This is a genomic window from Pseudalkalibacillus hwajinpoensis, from assembly GCF_015234585.1.
In the GTDB taxonomy this organism is placed as follows: domain Bacteria; phylum Bacillota; class Bacilli; order Bacillales; family Guptibacillaceae; genus Guptibacillus; species Guptibacillus hwajinpoensis_B.
In genome coordinates, this window is the sequence record NZ_JADFCM010000006.1 from 67102 (window position 1) to 91565 (window position 24464).

At 40.4% G+C, this 24464-nt stretch carries 25 protein-coding genes; 6 read left to right on the top strand and 19 right to left on the bottom strand.

Annotated elements, in window-relative coordinates; translation table 11 throughout:
- Positions 1–131: 131 nt before the first annotated feature.
- The 4 genes from IQ283_RS11050 to IQ283_RS11065 all read right to left on the bottom strand — a co-directional run bounded on the left by IQ283_RS11050 (position 132) and on the right by IQ283_RS11065 (position 4198).
- Positions 132–926, bottom strand: a complete 795-nt coding sequence (locus IQ283_RS11050; protein ID WP_194220237.1) for an ABC transporter ATP-binding protein — start codon at positions 924–926, stop codon at positions 132–134.
- Positions 892–1926, bottom strand: a complete 1035-nt coding sequence (locus IQ283_RS11055) for an ABC transporter permease (RefSeq protein ID WP_194220238.1) — start codon at positions 1924–1926, stop codon at positions 892–894. The genes IQ283_RS11050 and IQ283_RS11055 overlap by 35 nt, the downstream gene beginning before the upstream one ends.
- 103 nt (positions 1927–2029) lie before the next feature.
- Positions 2030–3001, bottom strand: coding sequence for an ABC transporter substrate-binding protein (locus tag IQ283_RS11060; protein WP_194220261.1), 972 nt, complete (start codon positions 2999–3001; stop codon positions 2030–2032).
- A gap of 228 nt (positions 3002–3229) precedes the next feature.
- Positions 3230–4198, bottom strand: coding sequence for an NAD(P)H-dependent flavin oxidoreductase (locus IQ283_RS11065; RefSeq protein WP_194220239.1), 969 nt, complete (start codon positions 4196–4198; stop codon positions 3230–3232).
- 170 nt (positions 4199–4368) lie between these two features.
- Between IQ283_RS11065 and IQ283_RS11070 the strand changes: the two genes are divergently transcribed.
- Positions 4369–4893, top strand: a complete 525-nt coding sequence (locus tag IQ283_RS11070; RefSeq protein WP_194220240.1) for a gamma carbonic anhydrase family protein — start codon at positions 4369–4371, stop codon at positions 4891–4893.
- A 41-nt stretch (positions 4894–4934) separates the two neighbouring features.
- On the opposite strand, the gene paaX is transcribed toward IQ283_RS11070, so the two are convergent.
- The 10 genes from paaX to IQ283_RS11120 form a co-directional block, all read right to left on the bottom strand.
- Positions 4935–5828 carry a phenylacetic acid degradation operon negative regulatory protein PaaX gene (paaX, locus tag IQ283_RS11075; RefSeq protein ID WP_194220241.1) on the bottom strand — a complete coding sequence of 298 codons (894 nt, stop codon included), beginning with the start codon at positions 5826–5828 and terminating at the stop codon, positions 4935–4937.
- A gap of 94 nt (positions 5829–5922) precedes the next feature.
- Entirely contained in the window at positions 5923–6699 is a 777-nt protein-coding gene (locus IQ283_RS11080; protein ID WP_194220242.1) for an enoyl-CoA hydratase-related protein, read from the bottom strand.
- 138 nt (positions 6700–6837) lie between these two features.
- Entirely contained in the window at positions 6838–7611 is a 774-nt protein-coding gene (locus tag IQ283_RS11085) for an enoyl-CoA hydratase/isomerase family protein (protein WP_194220262.1), read from the bottom strand.
- 19 nt (positions 7612–7630) lie between these two features.
- Positions 7631–7951 carry an EthD family reductase gene (locus IQ283_RS11090; RefSeq protein WP_194220243.1) on the bottom strand — a complete coding sequence of 107 codons (321 nt, stop codon included), beginning with the start codon at positions 7949–7951 and terminating at the stop codon, positions 7631–7633.
- Between the two features lie 25 nt (positions 7952–7976).
- Positions 7977–8450 (bottom strand): 1,2-phenylacetyl-CoA epoxidase subunit PaaD, encoded by a 474-nt coding sequence (paaD, locus tag IQ283_RS11095; RefSeq protein ID WP_194220244.1) that lies wholly within the window; start codon positions 8448–8450, stop codon positions 7977–7979.
- A 19-nt stretch (positions 8451–8469) separates the two neighbouring features.
- Positions 8470–9246, bottom strand: a complete 777-nt coding sequence (paaC, locus tag IQ283_RS11100; RefSeq protein WP_194220245.1) for a 1,2-phenylacetyl-CoA epoxidase subunit PaaC — start codon at positions 9244–9246, stop codon at positions 8470–8472.
- The gene (paaB, locus tag IQ283_RS11105) at positions 9246–9587 is read right to left on the bottom strand and encodes a 1,2-phenylacetyl-CoA epoxidase subunit PaaB (protein ID WP_194220246.1); all 342 of its coding nucleotides are present in this window, start codon (positions 9585–9587) and stop codon (positions 9246–9248) included. The genes paaC and paaB overlap by 1 nt, the downstream gene beginning before the upstream one ends.
- Before the next feature lie 6 nt (positions 9588–9593).
- Positions 9594–10526, bottom strand: a complete 933-nt coding sequence (gene paaA / locus IQ283_RS11110; protein WP_194220263.1) for a 1,2-phenylacetyl-CoA epoxidase subunit PaaA — start codon at positions 10524–10526, stop codon at positions 9594–9596.
- 144 nt (positions 10527–10670) lie between these two features.
- Positions 10671–12197, bottom strand: a complete 1527-nt coding sequence (locus IQ283_RS11115) for a fatty acid--CoA ligase family protein (RefSeq protein ID WP_194220247.1) — start codon at positions 12195–12197, stop codon at positions 10671–10673.
- A 243-nt stretch (positions 12198–12440) separates the two neighbouring features.
- On the bottom strand, positions 12441–13430 hold the full coding sequence (locus IQ283_RS11120; RefSeq protein ID WP_194220248.1) for a lipoate--protein ligase: 990 nt from the start codon (positions 13428–13430) through the stop codon (positions 12441–12443).
- 170 nt (positions 13431–13600) lie between these two features.
- Here IQ283_RS11120 and IQ283_RS11125 point away from each other — a divergent pair, with 170 nt between their 5' ends.
- Positions 13601–13795, top strand: a complete 195-nt coding sequence (locus IQ283_RS11125) for a hypothetical protein (protein ID WP_048313175.1) — start codon at positions 13601–13603, stop codon at positions 13793–13795.
- A 713-nt stretch (positions 13796–14508) separates the two neighbouring features.
- Here IQ283_RS11125 and IQ283_RS11130 read toward each other — a convergent pair.
- From IQ283_RS11130 to IQ283_RS11145, 4 genes are all read right to left on the bottom strand, one after another.
- The gene (locus IQ283_RS11130; RefSeq protein ID WP_194220249.1) at positions 14509–15249 is read right to left on the bottom strand and encodes an MBL fold metallo-hydrolase; all 741 of its coding nucleotides are present in this window, start codon (positions 15247–15249) and stop codon (positions 14509–14511) included.
- Between the two features lie 5 nt (positions 15250–15254).
- A complete protein-coding gene (locus tag IQ283_RS11135; RefSeq protein ID WP_194220250.1) occupies positions 15255–16205 on the bottom strand; it encodes a sugar-binding transcriptional regulator in 951 nt (316 codons plus the stop codon).
- 109 nt (positions 16206–16314) lie between these two features.
- Complete coding sequence (gene tkt / locus IQ283_RS11140) at positions 16315–18315, bottom strand: transketolase (RefSeq protein ID WP_194220251.1); 2001 nt, start codon at positions 18313–18315, stop codon at positions 16315–16317.
- A gap of 247 nt (positions 18316–18562) precedes the next feature.
- A complete protein-coding gene (locus IQ283_RS11145; RefSeq protein WP_194220252.1) occupies positions 18563–20236 on the bottom strand; it encodes an alpha-glucosidase in 1674 nt (557 codons plus the stop codon).
- A gap of 223 nt (positions 20237–20459) precedes the next feature.
- Between IQ283_RS11145 and IQ283_RS11150 the strand changes: the two genes are divergently transcribed.
- Positions 20460–21188 carry an amino acid ABC transporter ATP-binding protein gene (locus tag IQ283_RS11150; RefSeq protein ID WP_276511831.1) on the top strand — a complete coding sequence of 243 codons (729 nt, stop codon included), beginning with the start codon at positions 20460–20462 and terminating at the stop codon, positions 21186–21188.
- Between the two features lie 87 nt (positions 21189–21275).
- On the opposite strand, the gene IQ283_RS11155 is transcribed toward IQ283_RS11150, so the two are convergent.
- Entirely contained in the window at positions 21276–21815 is a 540-nt protein-coding gene (locus IQ283_RS11155; RefSeq protein ID WP_322098291.1) for a GbsR/MarR family transcriptional regulator, read from the bottom strand.
- A gap of 325 nt (positions 21816–22140) precedes the next feature.
- On the opposite strand from IQ283_RS11155, the gene IQ283_RS11160 reads away from it, so the two are divergent.
- The 3 genes from IQ283_RS11160 to IQ283_RS11170 form a co-directional block, all read left to right on the top strand.
- On the top strand, positions 22141–23349 hold the full coding sequence (locus IQ283_RS11160) for a quaternary amine ABC transporter ATP-binding protein (RefSeq protein ID WP_194220254.1): 1209 nt from the start codon (positions 22141–22143) through the stop codon (positions 23347–23349).
- Positions 23350–24183 (top strand): choline ABC transporter permease subunit, encoded by an 834-nt coding sequence (choW, locus tag IQ283_RS11165; protein ID WP_194220255.1) that lies wholly within the window; start codon positions 23350–23352, stop codon positions 24181–24183.
- A gap of 11 nt (positions 24184–24194) precedes the next feature.
- A partial coding sequence (locus tag IQ283_RS11170; protein ID WP_276511832.1) for a glycine betaine ABC transporter substrate-binding protein occupies positions 24195–24464 on the top strand: 270 nt, incomplete at its 3' end.

Consider the following 24464-nt stretch of genomic DNA (forward strand, 5'->3'; position numbering starts at 1 on the left):
AAATTGTCAAAAAAATCAAAACAATAAAGTGAACTTCAAGATTATGAGTCAATTGACGAGGTATTATAGGAACAAATCCCCCACTTCATATTTCGCTAAGTGGGGGCTCTTACTCTTATTATCTAACTTCACTATCCTAACAGGGCGCGATCATTTGTCATTTTGGCCCCTTTTATTCGCTGGAATTCATGAAGTAACGCTTCAATCGTTAAGTTCTGTTTATCCTCTCCTTCTACTTCTAAGATAATTTTACCGCTATCCATCATAATTAAACGGTTCCCTAAATCTAAGGCTTGTTGCATATTATGAGTAACCATGAGTGTCGTTAAGTTCGTTCGCTCCACAATTTCTCCGGTTAGTTTTGTGATTAGGGCTGCTCTTGCTGGGTCAAGTGCTGCAGTATGTTCATCTAATAAAAGCATTTTTGGTTCTGTAAAGGTCGCCATTAATAAGGAGAGAGCTTGTCTTTCTCCTCCTGAAAGCAAACCAACTTTTGCGGATAAGCGATCTTCAAGGCCGAGGTGAAGTGTTTCGAGCGCTTCCTGAAAAGTTGTTTTCAGTTTCTTCGTCACGCCCTTCATTAACGTTCGTCTCCGATTTCGATTATAAGCTAATGCTAAATTTTCTTGTATCGTCATCGATGGCGCTGTTCCAGCCATCGGATCCTGAAAAACACGCCCGATCAATTTTGACCGCTTATATTCTGGTAAACTTGTAATCTTTTTTTCATCAATGAATATGTCCCCAACGTCAGGTGTTAAGACGCCAGATACCATATTCATTAAAGTCGATTTACCAGCCCCGTTACTTCCAATAACGGTTACAAAATCGCCGGTTTTAAGGGTTAGGTTAATGTCTTCTAACGCTACTTTTTCATCAAGAGTCCCTTCGTTAAATACTTTGTGAATTTGATTTAGTTGAAGCATACCCTTCCTCCCCCTCCTTCATTTCTTTCAATTTCACTTCTTGCCGGAGGCGTTTTCGCTTTTTACGGTTTCGCTCCTTCTGCCCATCAATTAATTGCGGAAGAACAAGTGCAGCAATAACGATAACTGCGGTAATTAATTTCATGTCACCTGTTTCAAGAAAATCCACTCGGAGGGCAAGACTCACAACAATACGATAGACAATTGCACCACCTATAACAGCGAATGTGGTCACAGCTATCGTCCTTGTTCCAAAGATAGCCTCCCCAATAATAACCGACGCAAGACCAATAATGATCATTCCGATTCCCATACCCACATCTGCAAATGAACTATACTGAGCAATTAACGCTCCTGCTAACGCAACAAGTGCATTTGAAAGTCCAAGTCCAATAATTGTTAGCCCATCCGTATTTGCTGAGAAACTCCGAATCATACGTTTATTGTCACCTGTCGCTCTAAGGGCAAGACCAATTTGAGTACGTAAGAAAAGATCAGTCAAAATTTTAATCACTGTCGTAACAACAAGCATGCTTATTAATATAGCCCATGTTGAAGTGAGATTTCCTAAGCCAATACTTGACGCCATATTATTTAAAACCGAATCAAGTCCAGATGTCTCAAAAAAACCTTCTATCTTTGTGAAAATGGATTCTTCATTTAATAGCGGAACGTTCGATCTCCCCATTATTCTCAAATTGATTGAGTAAAGGGCAATCATCATTAAGATTCCCGCAAGAAGAGGATTAATCTTCCCCTTAGTATGTAGAAGACCCGTCACACAACCCGCTAAGAAACCAGCTGCAATGGCTACAAGCGTAGCAAAAAAGGGATTTGTCCCATTTACAATCAGAATAGCAGCAATGGCCGCCCCTGTTACGAAGCTTCCATCAACAGTTAAGTCTGGAAAATCAAGAATTCGAAACGATAAATACACTCCAAGTGCCATAATGGCATATATAATGCCAGATTCTATTGCCCCAAACATTGCTGAGCCCATTTTAAGCGCCCTCCTCTTCCTTTTCATTTGAAAGCACGATCATCGTCCATCTGATAAAAATAGGTTCGAAAAAGAAAACTCTCTCTTTTTCGAACCTAATGATCTACTCGATATATTCCCCCATCTCTTCCCATTCTGTCTTCACTTCGATGCCCATTTCTTCTGCCGCTGTTTGATTCATTTTAAGTTTTAAATTCTGAGGGTATTGAACGGGGATATCTGCCGTCGTCTCTTCCCCCTTCAAAATTTTCGCAGCCATCAGGCCAGCTTCATATCCAATATCTTTATATTCAAAGCCATATGCTGCAAATGCTCCTCGGCTAACAGAATCGAATTCTCCTGCGAACATCGGGATATCTTTATCATTCGCTACGCTGATAACCGACTCAAGTGCTGATACGACAGTATTGTCAGTTACAATGTAGATCACGTCCACCTTACCAACAAGTGCTTCTGCAGCCTGTTTCACTTCAGCTGAAGTAGAAACACTTTTCTCAACAGCCTTCATACCTGTACCTTCCATCGCTTCTTTTACAATGTCCACTTGCGCAACAGAATTTTGTTCACCAGCATTGTAAATGAGTCCTACATTTTTTGCGTCAAATTCACTTGCTATAAATTCAATTGTTTTCGGGATGGCTTCTGGATGTGTATCAGTCGTTCCCGTAATGTTCTCTCCCGGCTTATCAAAATCTTCAACAAGCTTTGCACCGACTGGATCAGTCACGGAGGTGAAAAGAATTGGAATATCTGAGGTCGCATTTAATGCAGATTGTGCACTTGGTGTTGAATTAGCAAAGATTAGGTCGACTTCATCTCCAACTAGATTTTGTGCAATCGTATTGCTATTGTTCATATCGTTCTGCGCATTTTGAACATCGTAGGAAATGTTCTCGCCTTCTTTAAATCCATTCTCTTCAAGCGCCATTTTAAATCCTTCATAAGCAGCATCTAGAGAAGGATGTTCAACAATTTGAGTCACGCCAATTGTATAAGACTCCTTATCCTCTGCTTCGCCACTACTAGAATCCGTGTTTGATGAGGAATTGTTCGTTCCGCAACCCGTAAGAGCCATCACACTAACTAGAGAAATACCTAACCATTTTTTCCAGGATCTCAAACGCCTGTCCTCCCCCTAATAAGTTTTCTAAACTTATTGTTGTTATATTCTTTATCCACTGAAAAGCCTTGACTAAACCGGGATATCGTATCGTTATGGTACACTTGCTATTCTAGCTTGTCAACGAGTATTCAAACAATTGGAATTATTTAATATATTTTAAAAATAACACTTGATATATGACTACTTCTTCATAGATATTTTCTCAAACTCTTCCAATTTATTTTTATAAATTAGTAATGCTCCTTCAACCATGTCTTCAAATAGTTTCTGGACAGAAGGAATAGATTTGACTATCCCACTTATTTGTCCTCCATTAATAAATCCATCTCCAAGTCGTCCTTCTACTGCTCCTATCCGATGTTTCTCTTCATCAGTCATCGCCGCAAAGTCTTCAGGCTTTACTCCACTTAATTCAGCTTTTAATAACTGATCTGCGTATTCAGTTCTCAAAACCCTTCTCACTTTTCCAACAGATCTCCCAACGATAACTGTTTCAGTATCGTTAGCTTCTAGAAGCTTTGTTAGATATCGCTCATGATATGGCGATTCTTCTGTCGCAATTAATCGTGTACCCATCTGTACTCCTTCTGCCCCAAGAGCTAAGGCTGCAGCAAACCCTCTAGCATCTCCAATTCCACCTGCTGCAATAACTGGTATTTGCACACTTGCGACGAGCTGAGGAATCAGGGTCATCGTAGTAATCTCAAGTGGAGAATTAATTCCAGCTGCTTCATACCCTTCTCCTACGATTAAATCTGCACCGGATTCTTCTGCTTTTTTCGCTTGTTTGACACTAGCTGTTACACAAATAACTTTTATACCGCACTCTTTAAGAAAGGGAACATAAGGTGCAGGATTTCCTGCGGAAAGAGAAACAATAGGAACAGCATGTTTTACTGCAAGTTCACACATCCCCTTTAAATCTGTTGTAACAGTAATTGGTATGTTGAGAGCAAATGGTTTAGCTGTTCGCTGTTTCATATCAAGAAGGAGGCTCTCCACTTCTTCAAGACTAAGCGTTCCAGTTCCAATCGTTCCTAGTCCTCCTGCTTCAGATACCGCCGATGCAAGAATCGGACTCGAAATATTCCCCATTCCCCCCTGTATAATTGGATAACGAATGGAAAATAGCTGACAGACTCTTTTCATTTATATCCCTCCTTTCATTCATATAACGATAATGATACGAAATAAAACATTCGTGTTATACTTATTAATAACATTCAAAGAAGATCAACATAATTCCTGCTTAATATGAAACTTCTATTTTGAAACAATGAAAAAATAGTTTGTAAGCTAAAAAAGAAGGGAGAGCAACTATGTTATTTTCGTATAATCGTATAGCACCTACTCTCGCTCCAAATGTTTTTGTCGCACCCGGCGCAAAAATCATCGGAGATGTCTCAATCGGAGAGGACTCTACAGTTTGGTTTAACGCTGTTTTAAGAGGTGATGAAGCACCGATTAGTATCGGGAAAGGATGCAACATTCAGGACAATTGCACCTGTCATCTATTTGAAGGGTATCCTCTCGTTCTTGAGGATGAGGTATCAGTTGGTCATAACGCCATTCTTCATGGTTGCACCATTCGAAAAGGTGCTTTAATCGGAATGGGCGCGATCATTCTTGATGGAGCTGATATAGGAGAAGGTTCTTTAATTGGGGCACATACACTCATTCCATCAGGTAAAAAAATCCCGCCAAACAGCATGGTGCTTGGCTCACCAGGTAAAGTAATTCGTGAATTGACAGATAAAGATAGAGAGCTGATCAAGCTAACCATTGAAACTTATAAAACAAAAGGGAAAGAATTTAAAGAGAGCTCGTTCGAAATAAAAGAATAGAAAAAAGAAGGAACTGGAGGTTAATCCTCCGTTCCTTCTTTTTATAGGCGATCCGTTAAGAGAGGATGCTGTAAGGCATCATAACCGTTATCTTTGTTTGTTAACTCATTTCCTTCTTTAAAGATTTCTTCAAAGAAGCGAGAAGCCGGCTGGGCAAGTGTTCTATAATAATCACTAAATAACGTAGCCGCATACTCGCCCGGCCACTCTTCAGGTAATAGTTCTGAGGGAAGTCCTGGATCAACGAAGAGAAATTTTCTATATTCATGAACTAGCTTTGCCCGTTCAACAAAGCACTCCCCATCACTCATCTTACCTTTTTCAATTTTACTTCGATCAATCACATAGCGCTCACTATACATTTGGATGAATTCACGATATTTCTTACTAATTTCGTTCAAATCCCAGCATTCCTCTACAAGAGCCATGCTCTCGTGCGGTCCTTTGTAATCGGCTATAAAGAAATGGATATAATCGCGAATATCATATTTCTCAATTAGCAAATTTACCTGTTCTTCAAGATGGTTGGGAGATAGCCATAAACTAGCAGAAGAACTTCCAAAGCCGCTCCACACTAGCTCTTTACGCAGCTCATCGCGAATATGACGTTTCTCTTCAGGAATGTTATAAAGCAACATTCGCCATCTTCCGTCCCACTCTGAAGGTTGAAGCTTAAATATTCTTCGCGCAGCCTCATCCATCCTTTTAACACCGCGATCTGTTAAGTAATAAAAACTTTTGTTACCTTCTTTCCTGGATTCCACCCAACCTTGTTTACTCATTCTTGAAATGGCCGCTCGAACAGATTGATCGTTATGACCAAACTCTTTCAAAAGACGAATCAGACTTCCGATCCAAATTTCATTTCCATAATGTCTGATATATTCTCCATACAGTGTAAAAATCATTGATCTTGTATTTAAACCTTCACTCATCATCATACCCCCGCTCGTCATAACTTCATTCCGTTATGAATACGTCGCCTAAATATGATGTTATACTACCAGAGCCATTGGTCCAAAGCAACTTTTACTTTCCTTTAAACACTGGTTTTCTTTTCTCTGCAAAAGCATCTAACGCTTCGAGACGATCCTCTGTTGGAATCGTTACTTCATATGCTTTAGATTCAATAGCCATACCAGTATGACGGTCTACATTCATACCTTCACGAACGGCAAATTTCGCCTGCTGTACCGCAACAGGAGCATTTTGACAGATCTCTCTCGCTAGCTCTTCACACTTACCTAGTAAATTCTCACGAGTCGTAACACCGTTTAAAATTCCGTAGTCGTATGCTTCTACAGATGATAGTTTGCGAGCAGTTAAAACTAATTCCATCGCTTTCGCTGTTCCAATCAAACGAGGTAAACGTTGCGTTCCTCCCGCACCAGGTATGATGCCAAGGCTCGTTTCAGTTAAGCCCATTTTTGTTCCTTCGACGGCAAATCGAAAATCACATGCAAGAGCGAGCTCAAACCCTCCCCCAAAAGCAAAACCATTCAGCGCAGCGATCGTTGGCTGGGGAAGCGATTCAACAGAGGAGAAAACCTCACGAATCTTCTTCACATTTCGCCGCACCTCACTCTCAGAAAGTGTCCGCCTTTCTTTTAAGTCCGCCCCTGCACTGAAAGCCCTTTCACCAGCTCCCATAAAAATAACGGCACGTACCTCTCGATCCGAGTAAATATCATCAACAATGCCTTGAAGAACTGAGAGTGTTTCATAATTAAAGCAGTTTAATACATCTGGACGATTTAACATTACGTATGCCACATGGTTTTTCATTTCATATGTAACGACAGCCATTAAAAAAACCTCCTCTATGTTTGTAAGCATAGGAAAGAGCCGGGGGAGCTGATTGCGCAATCAACCACCACGGCTACTTTCACTCTATAGCATCTATTCTTGATTTACCCCCATTTCCCTGCTTTTTTCTCTCATAACTTAACTGCCGTGAAAAACTGGTTTACGTTTCTCGGTAAAAGCTTGAATGCCTTCAAGATGATCGTTCGTTTTTCCGGCTTCTCCTTGAGTCACAGCTTCCATCTCAAGTACTTCATCAAGATTACTTTCCCAACTTCTTTGAAAGTTTTGCTTAATGTGCTGCACCGCTTTAGGAGGAAGACTAGCTAAGCGATTGGCAAACTGATTCATTCCTTGCTCCCAATACTCATTTGAGAACATGTCTGTCACAAGACCAAGCTCTTTGGCATCTGCAGCACTTACTTTCTCTCCAAGCATAGCAAGCTCCAGTGCTTTCGCATGACCAAGTAAGCGCGGTAGAAAGTAAGTGCTCCCAGAATCAGGAACAAGCCCAACATGAACAAAAGCCTCAATAAAGCTTGCACGCTCATGAGCTAACCGAAAATCACACGCTAGAGCAAGACTCATTCCAGCACCCGCCGCTACTCCATTCACAGCAGCGATCACCGGCTTACTTGATGACGTTATTTCTTTCACCATTGGGTTATAAGTAGATCTGAGCATTTCCGCATGATCCACACCTTCTTCAACGCTACCTAAATCTTGACCAGAACAGAAAGCTCTTCCATTACCTGTAATAACAATGCAGCGAACCTCTTGATCGTTTGTTGCTTGATTGACCGCTTTCGCTACTTCTTTGTTCATCAAAGATGTAAACGCATTCAATTTATTTGGTCGATTTAGACGAATCCAACTTACACGATCTTTCACTTCATACTCAATCGTTTCGAACATTTTATTAACACCGCCTCTTCTACTTTGTATCTGCTGTCTCTCCAACTTCTTCGCCAACCATTAGTGTGACAAGATCTCCCGCAAACCCCATCAAATCTTTCCCTGAGGCTTTTCCTTCTTGCGACTTCATACCAGCTTTCATCGCTTCGTGATCTTCATAATACATTTCACACATAAGATAGTAGTCACTTTTCCCCATTGGTGAACCAACTATTTTAGTTACTTCCATTTTTTTAAGACCGGGAATTTTTGATGTAATCGGAGCATGTGTATTAAAGTAGTGTTCATCGAACTTTTGAGCATTTTCCGGTTGTTTGTACAATGCGATTAATTTGACCATTCTTCATCAACCTCTCTCATTTTAATTAAATCGATACAGGCTTCATCGCTTCAAATGGATTCTTACACGACCTGCAATACAATATACTTCGACAAGCAGCTGGCCCAAAAATATTGTCCATCGTTGTATAAACTGATTCACAATAAGGACAGGGTACTCTCCATTCCTTCCCATCGTGTTCTTCCGGGGGAGCAATGCCAAACTTTTTCAACGCTTCTCTTCCTTTTGTAGAAACAAGGTCCGTTGTCCAGATCGGATACCGAATGAAAGTGACAGTTACAAAATCCACTTCAGGAATACTTTCTACAGCCAACTCAATATTCCTTTTGATCATATCTAGGGCAGGGCAGCCAGAGAATGTCGGCATAGCTTCAATTGTCACTCGGTGATTGGAGGTGTGAACTTCGTGTATTATCCCAAGATCGACAACGCTTACAACTGGAATTTCAGGATCCTTTACAGTTTCAAGAACCTCCATGACTCTTTCTTTAAGAAACATTCTATGTTGTCCCCCCTCCTTACCACTCAGCTGCTGGCACAGATTGATAGACTTCTGAAAGAGTAACCAATGCTGTCATTAAATGCGTTGTATGAATCCCGTTTCGTCCATCTCCTTGCTTCATGCCCATTGAAAAAGTAGACTCTTTTTTATTTAAGTATTCGATAAAACGTTGCTTAAGAATTTCCTCGCCTTCAATAAGCGAGAGGTGCACCATTTGATCTCCTAAACGACCGTATGAAAAAACGCCACCTAGATCTTCAAGCACGGTGCTGATCGCCTTCTCCATTCTGTTCCTCGCTTCAGAAGTACTATTCATTAGCTGTCCATACCACACTTCCCAGTGCATCATATGGTAGCTCATTTCAATAGAGATTTTTTGAACAATGTGTTGAAGAGGCTCATAGGATTCTTGTTTTATAGAATCAAGCCGGATTTTTTTTGCGAGAGTATAAAAGTAATTTCGGACAACAGTAAAAGCCCAATCATACGAAGGGTTTTCTAAATAGGTCCCCGTTCCATTCGGTAACTCCACAAGCACTGAATTACGAAAATGCTCACTTGATCGTTGATGTGTTAAAACATCAGCCTCGCCTTCACCAAGTTCTTCTAACAATGAATAATAAAGCGCTGCATGCCCCATTAAATCCTGGCTAATCGATGCAAACGCCACATCTTCTTCGATATGAGGAGCGAGGCCGAGCCATTCTGAACCTCGATAAGCTAGAATAAAGTCATCATCTGCTAATTGATAGATTAGTTCAATTAAGCATTGTTGATATTCCTCAGATTTCATTACCCCTCGCCTCCTCCCATAATGTCTTTTTCAGTGAGCTGTTCTTGCTCATACTGACGCCACTTTTTCCTTAAATAGCCGTATCCCTTAGTCTCACGATAATTCTTCTCCAGATGCTTCATTGCCTCTCGTTCCTCTTGACTCATCCGTTTAATATGATCACGTTTCACTACCCAAATATCAGCTACCTGCTCTCTCCGAAAAAAATTTTCTTTCGCCATAATAAAGGCGAGTTCACGATTAGGTGCAAGAAGACTAAACTGATGCTGTAGTGATGCGGTATCCGTCTTCTTACTAAAAACCTCATAAACTTCATAAAACTGATTATTTTCTTCACTCACACCCTATCACCTCACTAAATTCGTTTTTACGCTTGAACCGAGTGCATCTCTTACCCAGCTATTCATCTCATATGAACGAACGCGAAGTGCTAATCGCTCTTTCGATTTAGGTCCATTTCCAGTAACAATTTGCTTAAATTCTTGCCAATCCGGCTGCTGATACGTCCATTCAGCAGTTGCTTCATCAAACGTTAACGTCTCATCTGGTATGGTTAATCCCAACGCCCAAACTCTTGGAACATACTTCGTAAGAAACTCCTGTCTCAGCTGTTCATTTGTTTTCGTTCGAAGCTTATAGCGCATATTCTTATCCTGATTCGTATGACCAGTATCCGCTTTTGATTTCGGTCCAAAAAACATAAGAAGAGATGGCCACCAATTATTAATAGAATTTTGTAACAAGGCACGCTGTTCTTTAGTTCCTTCCGCTAGAGCCATAATAATGCTTTCCCCATGCTGAGCATGAAACACCTCTTCCGCACAGATGCGTTTCAAAGCACGGCCATACGGTCCATAAGAAGTTCCTAACATCATCGTTTGCGAAATAATTGCCGCACCATCTACTAACCAAGCAATCACTCCGGCATCTCCCCAAGTCGGCGCCTCCATATGAAAAACATTATGAAATTTCAACCTTCCAGAAAAAAGATCCTGCATAATGTCATCGCGTCCTTTTCCTAGTGGTTCCATTAAATCCTCAGCTACACGGAGCAGTAGCTGTCCATGCCCCATTTCGTCCTGTACTTTCGCCATGATCGCAAGTTTCCTATAAAGGGTAGGGGCTTTAGGAACCCATTCTTTCTCTGGCAACGCCCCCATAATTTCACTAATTCCATGCATTGAAATTAACCTAATCAAGGCTTCTCGATAATCATCTGGCATCCAATCATCCGCTTCAATCTTTTCTCCATTATCAATACGATCCATAAACTGATCCATTTGAGCTTCCGAAGTTATCACTATTCCACACACCACCTATATAACGTTTATTTAACGTCATTATATTTTATTGTCATATAAATATCAATTGTTTTCTGATTATTCATAATAAAAAGCTGATCCCAATAGGATCAGCTTTTTTGTTTAGACGTTCATTTGTTTTCTAAGGGCTTTTCTCAGAATTTTCCCAGTCGTATTTTTCGGAAGTTCTTCAATGAATTCGATTGTCGTGGGACACTTATATTTCGCTAAATGTTCTTTGCAAAAGCTCATAACTTCTTCTTCTGAAATCTTTTGCTTCGTTACAACAAAAGCCTGCACAGCTTCCCCAAAATTCGGATCAGGTATCCCGACAACTGCAGCCTCTACAATTTCTGGGTGCTTGTAAAGAACCTCCTCTACTTCTCTTGGATAAACGTTGTAACCTCCGACGATTACCATATCTTTTTTGCGATCCACTATATAGAAGTATCCCTCTTCATCCATTCTTGCTAAATCGCCTGTAAATAGCCACCCTTCTTTAAGGGTAACGGCTGTATCCTCCGGCATCTTATAATACCCCTTCATCACATTAGGCCCCTTAACTGCCAGTTCACCAATCATCCCTACCGAAAGCTCTTGCCCAAGTTCATCAACTACTTTGTTTTCGACATTAGTAATGTTACGACCAATTGAACCAGCTTTCCTAGGTCGGTCTAATGGATTGAAGCACGTAACGGGAGCCGCTTCTGATAACCCATATCCCTCAGAAATGCGGACATTAAACTTTTCTTCAAAACGGTGAAGAAGGGCGACAGGCAAGGAAGACCCTCCAGAAATACAAATACGCATATGTTGAAAATATTCAGCACGGCCTTCAGGATATTGATAGAGGAAATTATACATTGTTGGTACACCAGCGAAAATTGTTGCTTTGTATTTCTCAGCAACACGAAAAACTTCTTGAGGACTGAACTTAGGGAGGATGACAATGGTTCCGCCTGATATAAGCGGTGCATTCATTGAAACAGTCATGCAGAATACATGAAACATCGGAAGGGCTGTAATCACCACATCCTGAGAGGAGATTTGGAGATATGATCCTGTATCTGAAGCATTGCTAAATATATTCCTATGGGTAAGCATAGCACCTTTTGGTTTTCCGGTAGTACCGGATGTATAAAGAATAACAGCAAGATCATCTTCATTAATGGTTATTTCCGGTAGTGACTTATCGTGATCTTTAAGCATATTTGTAAACGTTTTCAATTTAATGTTTGAAATCATTCTACTTTCTGTTCCCTCTCCTGTATAAACAACAAGACCTACACCAGAAAGTTGATCGGCCATTTTTTCAACGAGAGGTAGTGCCTGCTCTAACGTCACGATTGCTTTCACATCTCCATTATGAAGGAGATAGCCGATTTCATCAGGGGTATAGATAGGATTGATTGGAATGATGACTGCACCCGCTCTTAATGCACCGTAATAACTAATTAGAAATTCCGGCGAGTTTCCTAAAATAAGGGCAACATGATCGTCTTTCTTTACTCCTTCTGCCGATAAATTGGCAGCAAACATAGAAACCTTATGCTCAAACTCTTTGTAAGATACAGCATTATCTTGATAAATGTATGCCTGTTTCTCAGGATAAGTGGCAGCTGTCTCTTTTAATTGCTGAGATAAATTCATTCGCTCTCCTCCTATGTGAATGAGTAATCATTCATTTTTAATTTTCTAAATATATTATATTGGAAGAAAATTTCAGTAGCAAGGGGAACAGAGCAAAGTTCATAATTTTAATCAAAACAGCAAAAGTATTTTTTTGGGAAGATCGTAATAAAACCAATACTCCCATGTTTTAGTAAGCTAGTTAGAAAGCCAATCTCACAAGAAATAAAAAAATTAAGAAGCTGGTCTCCCAGCTTCTTTCATTTAATAAAGAAGATCGATAAACTCTTCTTTTGTTATTTTCCCAAAATAATGAGAAACATCTAAATTTTGAAGCGCTTCTTCCAATGAACCAGGTTCATAGCGAACACCAACTAATTTGTTTTCAAGTTCTTTTACATCGCCAACACCAAAGAAATCTCCAAAAATGGTAGCCTGTTCGATGTATCCTTTTTTAACTTCAAGTCGAACATCAATCGAACCAATCGGAAAGCGTTTGGAATGCTGAACATTAAACTTCGGTGAACGACCATAATTCCAGTCCCAATTTTTATAGCGCTCTTCAGCAATTTTGTGAATCGCCTCCCAATCCTTTTCCTTCAGATTATAAGAGGGGATCTCCTCTTTCTCTTCGAAAATATAATGAAGTAGCGTTTGTTTAAACTCTTCTCGCGTCATCTCCCGATCCATATGCTCACTAATATTCGTAACACGACTTCGAATCGATTTAATCCCTTTCGACTCGATTTTTTCTTTGTTAACTTTAAGTGCTTTTACGACATTCTCTAAGTTGACATTAAACATGAGCGTACCATGACTATACATTCTACCTTTTGTCGAAAACTGAGCATTACCTGAAATTTTCTTGCCATTCACGAGCAAATCATTTCGTCCACTTAGCTCTGCGTCGACACCAAGCTTACCAAGAGCCTTCACAACCGGATCCGTAAACTTCTTATAGTTATGAAAGCTGTTTCCATCATCCTTTGTAATAATACTAAAGCTTAAATTACCTTGATCGTTATAGACGGCCCCACCACCAGAAAGACGACGGATCACATCCACGTTATTTTCGCGTATATAACTCGTATCAATCTGCTCAATAGTATTCTGGTTTTTTCCTACAATCACTGTCGGATTCATCGAGTAAAACAACAAGTACGTTTCCTCAGGATCAAGCTCCTTCAAAATGTATTCCTCTATTGCCAGATTAAGCCCCGCATCCATGATGTTTTCATTATCTATATAAAGCATAGCCTTACCTCCTGTATATTCTTCTTCTATTCTAATGAAATATCAGTAAGGAATCAAAACCTGATACTTATGACACCCTGACAAAAGAACGAAAAACCCCACCTACACTACCCTTTCCCCGCTTTCGCTCTACGAATATTGTAAACAAACGTACTTTGAGGAGGAGCATTATGAAAATCGTTTATTACGAAAAAGGTGAAATCCCCGTCATCGTAGGGGCATCAAACCTAAACTCAAGCCTAACCATCGAACAAATCAAATCCGAAGGCGAAAAAAAATCCAAAGAACTAGCCAGACTACTCGGCCGAGAAATCGGCTTCCTAATGGACATGAACGGAAAACTAGACTCAACATTAGGGGAATAAAGAAAAGCGGAAGCGCCCGTTTAGCCTCGACAAGCGCTGGAGCCCTCTAAAAAGAACACGGTCTTTGTGTTCATTTTAGAGGGTGAAGCGATCGAGAGGCTGTGCGCTGCAACTAGACACGAAAAGCGGAGACGAGCGTTTAGAAACGGAGATATTGGAGCTCTTGAACTAGAACACGCCCTTTGTGTTCTGGTGAAAGAGCGAAATATCGCAGTTTCTGCGAGTCGCAGCTAGACACGAAAAGCGAAGACGAGCGTTTAGAAACGGAGATATTGGAGCTCTTGAACTAGAACACGCCCTTTGTGTTCTGGTGAAAGAGCGAAATATCGCAGTTTCTGCAAGTCGCAGCTAGACATGAAAAGCGGAAGCCTCCGTATAGACACGGCAGGCACTGGAGCCCTATAACTTGAACACGCTCTTTGTGTTCGAGTTATAGGGTGAAGTGACCGAGTGTCTGCCCACTGCAGCTAGATCATGAAAAGCGGAACGGGCCTGCTTAAATCCGCAGGATGTTGGAGCCCAATCGAATGAGACGCTTTTTGTCTCATTCGATTGGGCGAAACAGCCGGAGGATTTGGCCCGCGCAGCTAGACACGAAAAGCGGAAGCGCCCGTTTAGCCTCGACAAGCGCTGAAGCGATCGAGACCCTGCCCGCTGCATACCTCACATTAAAAAAACCAGAACGGTATCATCGTTCTGGTTTTTCATTATAACTATTTTTCGGAATTCCACACGAGCCCCGTAGATGCAAGCATCACTTCCCCATCAAAATGTTGTTTAGCATCCTTCTCAAGTTCTGATAAATCACCAAAGTGCGGAAGGTGTGTCAGCATCAGTGTAGATACTTCCGCTTCTTTTGCAATTTTAGCAGCATCCGTACTATTCATGTGCCCCATCTGAGAACCATCCATATCACTGTATAGATTACATTCTGAAATGAGTAAGTCAGCTCCAGCAGAGAACGTTTCAAATTCTTTCATATAGCTAGAATCTGCAGTAAACACCATGCTATGCTCTCCATCTGTTATCCTTATTGCGTAACAAATAACCGGGTGCTTTGTTTTTTGAAAAGCAATAGAGAAAGGACCAAGTTCCAAAGTATCTTCTTCTCTATATTCCCTTGCTTCTGTATAAGGCTTATGATCCAAGCTATTAAATCCAGCCTCATCATATGGATGACCATAGATTGGCAACACAGGAAGCTCAGATTTGATTTTTGATTGAATTAAGCGACCATGGTAAAGAACCCCTGTATCTGCAATGTGGTCCGGATGATAATGACTAATGATTACACTATCAAGCTCTTCTACAGATAGATGATGTTGGAGTTGAGATAGAACTCCGCTTCCACAGTCAATTAACAGGTTATACCCTTCACTCTGAATGAGATATCCTGCACTCGCTTCTCCAGCCTTAGGGTATCCCCCCCATGGACCTAAAACAGTGATTTTCATGCTTTTTACCTCCCCTGTTTTTTCTCTAATAAAGCACGAGCCGTATAATGATCCGTTACCAAAACATTTGCGTAGCCACCTTGCAACGCCCCGTAAATCGCTTCAACTTTCTTCGGACCGCCTGCAGCTAATATTGATTTCTCTTTCCTCGAAAGATCTTCAAGATCAATTCCGATTGTTCGTTCATTTAACTCCTCATGAATAAGCATTCCCTTTTCATCAAAGAAGCGTGAACAAATTTCTCCTACAGATTTTGAATGAATCGCTTCAAGCTCTTGTTCTGACACATAATCAGCTTGAACAATCACAGAGTCATTTGTTGGAATTCCAACACTATAAAGAGCGATATTCGCATTTCGGCCCATATCAAGCACACGCCGAATGTGCCTATCCTCTTCCATTGTTTGCTTTACAAGAAGGTGATCTACAATAGCCGGAACAGGCAAGAAGTGACTTGTAGCATGAAAGGCACGACCAATCATTTGAATGACTTCGTAAGCGTATGTGTTAGTTTCGGAATAACTAATTCCTCCGTTTAATTGTACAACTGAAACGTTTTTAAGTAATTGATGACGAAGATTCTTACCGATTTCATTCAGAGTTGTTCCCCAGGAAACTCCTATTAAATCATTATCTTGAATGGTTGCATTTAAATAATCAGCTGCAATTTTACCGATATGTTTTTTTACAATTTGATCTTCAAATTCTGGAACAATTGCGACTCTGGCATCTAAAAGTCCATAAGCTTCTGCAAGATCGGTAGCAAGCAAATGCACATCCTGTGAAGGATCATGAATCTTGATTTCAACAATTCCTTCTCTTTTCGCTTGCTTTAATAAACGGGAAACAGTTGGCCTTGAAACCTCAAGTCTCTTAGCGATTTCCTGTTGACTATAGTCTAATTGGTAGTATAAGCGTGCGGCCTCTACTACCTTTGTAAGTTTATCCTTTTCCATAGCAACACCTGTGTATTCAAAATTGGTTATCTTTTGGTAAGAAAAAGGCTTTCAGAAAGACCATTTTCGCCTTCTGAAAGCCTCTCACTCTCAACTAAAAACTATTGTATTATTTAGAGAGCATTGTCTTAACTTTAGTTACAACATTTTCAGGCGTGAACCCAAACTCTTTGATTACCGTATCGCCAGGTGCAGAAGCTCCAAAGCGATCAATTGCAAGGATATCACCTTTTTGGCCAACATACTTATCCCAGCCAAATGATACGCCCATCTCGATACCAAGACGTGCTGTTACATTGTCAGGTAGTACACTTTGCTTATAATCAGCAGACTGCTTATCAAAGCGATCCCAGCTTGGCATGCTGACAACTGATGCAGAAATACCTTCTTTTGCTAATAGTTCTTGAGCTTCAACAGCTAGACCTACTTCAGAACCAGATGCAAGAAGAATCGCTTCAGCATCTTCTCCACCAGCTACAACGTAAGCTCCACGCTTAACACCTTCGTATGCTTGATCATGTGAATCTGTCACAACTGGAAGATTCTGACGAGAAAGCACTAGAGCAGTTGGGTGATTTGTTTCTTCAACGGATAGCTTCCAAGCAGCAGCCGTTTCGTTACCGTCAGCAGGACGAATAACTGAAAGACCTGGCATTGCTCGAAGTGAAGCTAGTTGCTCAACAGGTTCGTGAGTTGGACCATCTTCTCCTACCGCTACGCTATCATGAGTGAATACGTATGTTACCGGTACTCCCATCAATGCAGATAGACGAAGTGCAGGGCGAAGATAGTCAGAGAATACGAAGAACGTTGCTCCAAAGATGCGAAGACCTTTATGAAGCGCGATTCCGTTCATCGCCGCAGCCATGCCGAATTCACGTACTCCGAACCAGATGTTACGTCCGCTATAATCCGCTGGTGAAAAGTCCTGCTCATCTTCTAACATTGTTTTGTTAGAAGATGCAAGGTCAGCTGATCCACCGAAGATTTGCGCATTGTTTTTAGCAAGTGCGTTTAGAACTTCACCAGATGCCGCACGAGATGCTGTGCTTGTTCCTCTTTCATAAGTAGGAACTTCACTATCCCATCCTTCAGGAAGTTCATTATTTAGAGCAGCAGTTAATTGCTTCGCAAGCTCAGGATATTGTTCTTCATAGCGTGCAAACAATTCATTCCATTCCTGTTCTTTCTTACTGCCAGCTTCTTTAAGTTCAGCAAACTGACCTTTCACTTCTTCAGGAATATAGAAGTCTTCGTCAAACGTCCACTTATAGTTCTCTTTTACAAGTGCAATTTCATCTTTACCAAGAGGAGCACCGTGAGAAGTATTTTTGCCGCCTTTGTTTGGTGAACCATAACCAATTGTTGTTTTCACTTCAATTAGTGTTGGTTGCTCAGTATTGCTTTTCGCTTGTTTAAGAGCGTCTGCAATTGTATCCATGTCATTACCATCTTCAACACGGATAACTTGCCAGCCATATGCTTCATAACGCTGTTGTACGTTCTCTGAGAAGGACTGATCAAGATCACCATCAAGAGAAATATCATTAGAATCATACATCACAATAAGACGACCTAATTTCAAGTGAGCAGCTAGAGAAGCTGATTCTGAAGATACACCTTCCATTAAGTCACCATCACCACAGATGCTATATGTGTAATGATCCACAACATTGAAGTCGTCACGGTTATATGTTGCTGCTAAGTGACGCTCAGCCATCGCCATACCAGTTGCCATAGCAAGTCCCTGTCCAAGTGGACCAGTCGTTGCGTCAACTCCAGGTGTCTCACCAAATTCCGGGTGTCCTGGTGTATTGCTTCCCCATTGACGGAATGATTTTAAGTCTTCCATTGAAACATCATAACCAAATAAATGTAGCATGCTGTATAGAAGAGCAGAACCATGTCCTGCAGATAGAACAAAGCGATCACGGTTAAACCATTCTGGATTAGAAGGGTTGTGATTTAAAAATTGGCTCCATAGCGTATAAGCCATTGGTGCAGCACCCATCGGCATCCCAGGGTGTCCCGAATTCGCTTTCTCAACCGCATCGATTGCAAGCGTACGAATCGTGTTAACAGCAAGTGAATCCATTTGAGTCGTTGTCATATGTATACACTCCTTTTTTTATATTGAAATTTAGTAAACACACTCATGAACAAATGTACATTTGTTATTATACATGACTTAATCAAAAAGAAAAAGGAAACCGATCACTTTTCATGTAAATTCTTTTTCCCAAAATTAGCTTACCTCGAAACAGAGGATTCATTCCTTTTTAAACGGATAAAACCCTAACTAAATAAGCACATGGTAGCTTGTACAAAAAAACGTGAGCAAATGCCCACGTTTTTTCCTATAATAAATAAGCTTTCACTTCATATGGTCTCATGATTGATTCATTCTGCAAGTGATGACTTACATCCTGGTAATTATGGACAAGTAACTCTCCACCACTTAGTGTGTGAGGTAGCTTCATCTCACATGTTTCTTTTGAGAAGTTTGCTGCAAGAAGTAAGCTTCTACCATTATAGCTTCTTGTATACACGTACAAATTCTCATCTTCTTCTAAATGTAGCTGATAATCACCATGGATCATCACTGGAAGTTCTTTTCGAAGTCGAATCAAATTCTTATAAAAGTAAAAAGTAGAATCTTCATTACTTAAAGCCTTTCTCGCATTAATCTCATGATAATTGTCGTTTACTTTTAGCCACGGATTACCCGTCGTAAATCCAGCGTTCTCCTCTTCAGTCCACTGCATAGGAGTTCGCGCATTATCACGACCTTTTTTATGGATTGCCTCTAAAACTTTCTCTGGTGTTTCTCCCTTTTCAATAACTTCTTCTTTATACATATTAAGGGTTTCAATATCTTCATATTCTTCAATTGAATTGAAGTAGACATTTGTCATACCAAGCTCCTGCCCTTGATAAATATAAGGCGTACCTTGAAGAAAATGAAGCCAGGCTGCAAGCATTTTTGCTGATGTTACTCGATATTCCTGGTCATCACCGAATACTGAAACTGAGCGAGGCTGATCGTGATTCTCCATGTAAAGACTGTTCCACCCATTACCGTGTAGCTCAGTTTGCCATTTTGAAATAATCCGCTTTAAATCAGTGAGTTTCCACGGCTGCTGATCCCACTTGCCACCAGGCCCACTCGTCACATCCATATGTTCGAATTGAAAGAGCATGTTTACAATACCGGTGTCTTCATTTGTGTATCTTTTTCCATCCTCAGGTGTCGCCATTGGCATTTCACCAACAGTCATAGCATCGAATTTCTTCAGAACCTTTTCATTCATTTCATTCATATAATCAATAAATTTAGGTCCATTTACAAAATGCTCTCCTCCCCATTGATAAGGAGAATCTGCGGTTACTTCGGCATCCGGTAAACCAGGGGTTTTGGAAATCAAATTAATAACGTCCATTCTGAATCCATCCACCCCTTTATCTAGCCAAAATTTCATCAGATCATAGACTTCTTCTCTTAATTTTTCATTTTCCCAATTTAAATCAGGCTGCTTTTTTGAAAATAGATGAAGAAAATATTCCTCACTTTCCTCATCATACTGCCATGCAGACCCACCGAAAAAAGAGCCCCAATTGTTAGGAGGCTGATCCCCTTTTCCTTCTCGCCATATATAGTAATCACGATATGGGTTATCCTTCGATTTCCTCGCTTCAGAAAACCATTTGTGCTCATCAGAAGAATGATTAACAACGAGATCCATAACTAGACGAATCCCTCTATTGTGCATCTCTTCTAACATCTCATTCCAATCTTCCATCGTACCGAACTCATCCATAATGTTTCGATAATCACTTATATCATATCCATTATCATCATTCGGTGACTGATACACTGGTGAGAGCCAAACGACATCTATTCCTAACTCCTTTAAATAATCTAGCTTTTCCGTAATTCCCCTAATATCGCCGATGCCATCACCGTTACTATCATTAAAACTTCGAGGATATATTTGATAAACAACGCTTTCCTTCCACCACTGCTGTGCCATGCTGCATCCTCCTAGAAAAAGATAATTCCTTAAATTTGCGCAAACGTTTTCACTAACTATTATAAAAGAATGCTGGTTATAGTACAACAGCTAACAATCCCTGCTTTTCCATCAATAAGGACAAGTTCTTTTATAAATGAATCAAGGATTGGTATAATAGAATTTATCGGCAAACCCTTCCAAACGAAGGAAGAATGTAGAACGAGAGGAGATAGGAGCAACAATGAGCATCATCCAAGTAAAAGATCTAAAGAAATCGTTCGGAGATTTAGAAGTACTTAAGAATATTAATACAAACGTAAAAGAAAAAGAGGTTGTATGCGTCGTTGGTCCTTCTGGCTCAGGTAAAAGTACCTTTCTTCGGTGTTTAAATAAATTAGAAGAAATAACTGGTGGTAGTGTGATCGTAAATGGCCACAACATAGCTGACCCTAAGACGAATATCAACAAAGTTCGACAGGACGTTGGAATGGTTTTTCAACATTTTAACCTTTTCCCTCATAAGACCGTGCTTGAAAACGTGACTTTAGCCCCAATCAAAGTCAAAGGGGATAATAAACAAAACTCAGCCAAAAAGGCGAAGGAGCTTCTCGCAAAAGTTGGCCTTGAAGATAAAGCCAATAATTATCCCGGGGAACTATCAGGGGGTCAAAAGCAGCGTGTCGCTATAGCAAGGGCTCTTGCTATGGAGCCAAAAGTTATGCTTTTCGATGAACCAACCTCTGCACTTGACCCTGAAATGATTGGTGAAGTTCTAGAAGTCATGAAAGACCTTGCCAAAGAAGGTATGACGATGGTTGTTGTCACACATGAAATGGGGTTTGCTCGCGAAGTAGGCGATCGTGTGATTTTCATGGACGGTGGATATATCGTTGAAGAAAACGTTCCTAATGAACTATTCTCAAATCCTCAAAACGAGCGGACGAAAGCTTTTTTAAGTAAAATCCTATAACAAAACGTGCAGGGAAAACCCTGCACGTTTTGTTATTATGTAGAACGTATTCAAAATTTTTATGAAGCAATATCTTGCTAAATCCCACTACTTTTCTTCATTATCAATAACATCAAATATCTTTCTAGATTCAAATAAATCCACTACCTTATTCAACCACTCATAGTATCCCAACGCATAAGACATTTTATCTAAATCAGCTTCTGCCGTCATTTTTTCTTCGTTAGAAATATCATTCTCCAGTACGTCCATAAGTTCAGAAATGGATTCTCTACAAGCATCTCTATTCATTTCAATTCCTTTACGCCAGTGAATACAAAAGAAATCTGTAAAGGTTTGATACCAATCTGACTTCACCTCGTAAAGATCTTTACGCTCGCCCTTTCTCCATACCTTATCAACCATATTTAAGTCGATTAACGTTCTTACTCCGGTAGACATACTTGTCTTACTCATTTGAAGTTTATCTTTCATTTCATCAAGAGTCATTGGCTCTTTTTCAAAGAACATTGCACCGTATAGTCGCCCCACAGAAGGTGTGACGCTATATATATCCATATTTTTAGAGATGGATTCAATAACACGTTCTCTCGCATTCTCAACTCTATTATCTTGCAAACTATGCACCTACTTTTCCAATCGTTTGTCATTTCATAGTTTAGTGTTAACCTCGTTGATTGTAAAGTTTACACGTGAACCTTGTAGCATATACTAGCATCCTTGACGATACTTAAGCATTTACCTGTTTAGTTTGTACAGTTTTTTCTGTATGTACTGAATTAACTGATTTTGAGCTCTCACGCCGTTTGTAGTATTAAGTACCTACACTCTATACTTAATAGGTCGGTAAAAAAAGACTAGTAAATGACTGATTATCGTAAATTTCGACATATTTCAGTGATTTTTGTAACTTTAACCGTTGAAATTTATTAATAAAGGCAGAGGTGAAACTATGGAAAAAGCCAAAATTACTGTAAAAGACGTAACAAAAGTATTTGGCAAATCGCCCAAACAAGCTATAAAGCTATTAGATCAGGGCAAATCAAAAAGTGAAATACTTAAAGAAACTGGAAATACTGTGGGTGTAAATCGAGCAAGCTTCGATGTATATCCCGGTGAAATCTTTGTCATCATGGGACTATCAGGTAGTGGTAAATCTACGCTTGTTCGTCTACTCAATCGATTAATTGAACCAACTTCAGGTCAGGTTCTCATTGATGATGAAGATATCGTCAGGATGAAACCTGAACAGCTTCGTGAAGTGAGAAGAAAGAAGCTTAGTATGGTATTCCAACGCTTTGCTCTTTTCCCACATCGTACTGTTCTTGAAAACACGGAATATGGACTAGAGGTACAAAGTATTGGCAAAGAAAGCCGAGCAAAAAAAGCCCAAGAATCACTTGAACTTGTTGGTTTGAAAGGATATGAAAATAGTTTTCCTTCTGAATTAAGTGGCGGTATGCAGCAGCGTGTTGGTCTTGCTCGTGCTCTTGCGAACGATCCAGATGTACTATTAATGGATGAAGCATTTAGTGCACTAGATCCACTTATTCGTAAAGACATGCAAGATGAGCTCCTTGAACTTCAAGAATCAATGGAAAAAACGATCGTCTTTATCACACATGACCTCGATGAAGCACTTCGCATTGGAGATCGCATTGCATTAATGAAAGATGGTTCTATCGTTCAAATTGGTTCTCCAGAAGAAATCATGACAAATCCTGCAAATGACTACGTTGAACGCTTCGTTGAAGATGTGGATCTTTCAAAAGTGTTAACAGCTTCACACGTAATGAAACGTGCTGAAACGCTACGAGCTGATCGTGGGCCACGTGTTGCGCTGGAGCTTATGAGAGAACAAAAATTATCCAGTCTTTATATTGTTGATAAAAAGAAAAAGCTGTTAGGCGCTATCACAGCAGATGCTACGGCAAAAGCTATTGAGGAAAAGAAAGATATCAATGACATTTTGATCACAGACCTTCCTACTGTATCACCAGAGACTTTACTCACGGATATGTTTGTGAAAATGGCAGACTCATCCCTTCCTCTCCCCGTTGTCGATGAAGCCGATAAATTTCAAGGCATCATTGTAAGAGGAGCAGTTATCGGGGCACTCGCAGGCCACGAAACTGAATCCACGAAAGGCGAGGTGAATTAAATGCAACTTTTTCCTAAAATACCACTAGCTGACTGGGTTGATAGTATTGTTGATACGTTAACCGATAACCTTGAACCAGTTTTCGATAGTATTACATCTGGGATTGATTGGTTCGTAGAAGGGATCGTTTCCATACTAGGTTTCCCGCCAGCTCTTGTTCTCATTGCAATCTTTACGATCCTGGCATGGTGGTCAAGTCGCTGGCCAATAGCTGTATTCACGTTACTTGGACTTCTCTTAATCGATAATCTCGGTTATTGGGATCCAACAATTCAAACGCTAGCACTTGTTTTAACTTCGGTCATTATATCGATTATTCTCGGTGTACCACTTGGGATCTGGGCATCACAAAGTGACCGTGTAAGAGGAATTATCACACCGATATTGGATTTCATGCAGACAATGCCTGCATTCGTATATCTCATCCCAGCTATTCTATTCTTTGGGATTGGTATGGTACCCGGAATCATAGCTTCTGTCATCTTTGCAATGCCTCCTACGATTCGTCTTACGAATCTTGGCATTCGTCAGGTGCCTGAAGATTTAATCGAAGCATCTAATGCATTTGGATCTACAACAAAACAAAAGTTGTTTAAAATACAACTTCCACTTGCTACTCCAACGATCATGGCAGGAATTAACCAAAGCATCATGCTTTCACTTTCAATGGTCGTTATTGCATCTCTAGTAGGTGCACCTGGTCTCGGAGCAGACGTATATCGTGCTGTAACGCAGATCAAAGTTGGTATTGGTTTTGAAGCTGGTCTTGCCATTGTTATTCTAGCGATTATGCTTGACCGGATTTCTCAAAATATAGGTAAAACAAAAAATTAAGGGGGAATTACATGTTTAACTTTAAAAAAGGGTTAACAGGACTTGCACTATTTTTGTCACTCACATTGATTCTTGCTGCTTGTGGCGGTAACAATGGCGGAGATAGCAGTGAAGGTTCCAGCGAAGGCGGTACTAACGTTGGAGAAGCAGTAGATTACGAAATCGTAGGAATTGAACCAGGCGCTGGTATTATGAAAGCTACGACATCTGCACTTGAAGAGTACGATAGCCTTAAGGGTTGGGAATTAATCGAGTCCTCTTCAGCTGCTATGGCTGCAGAA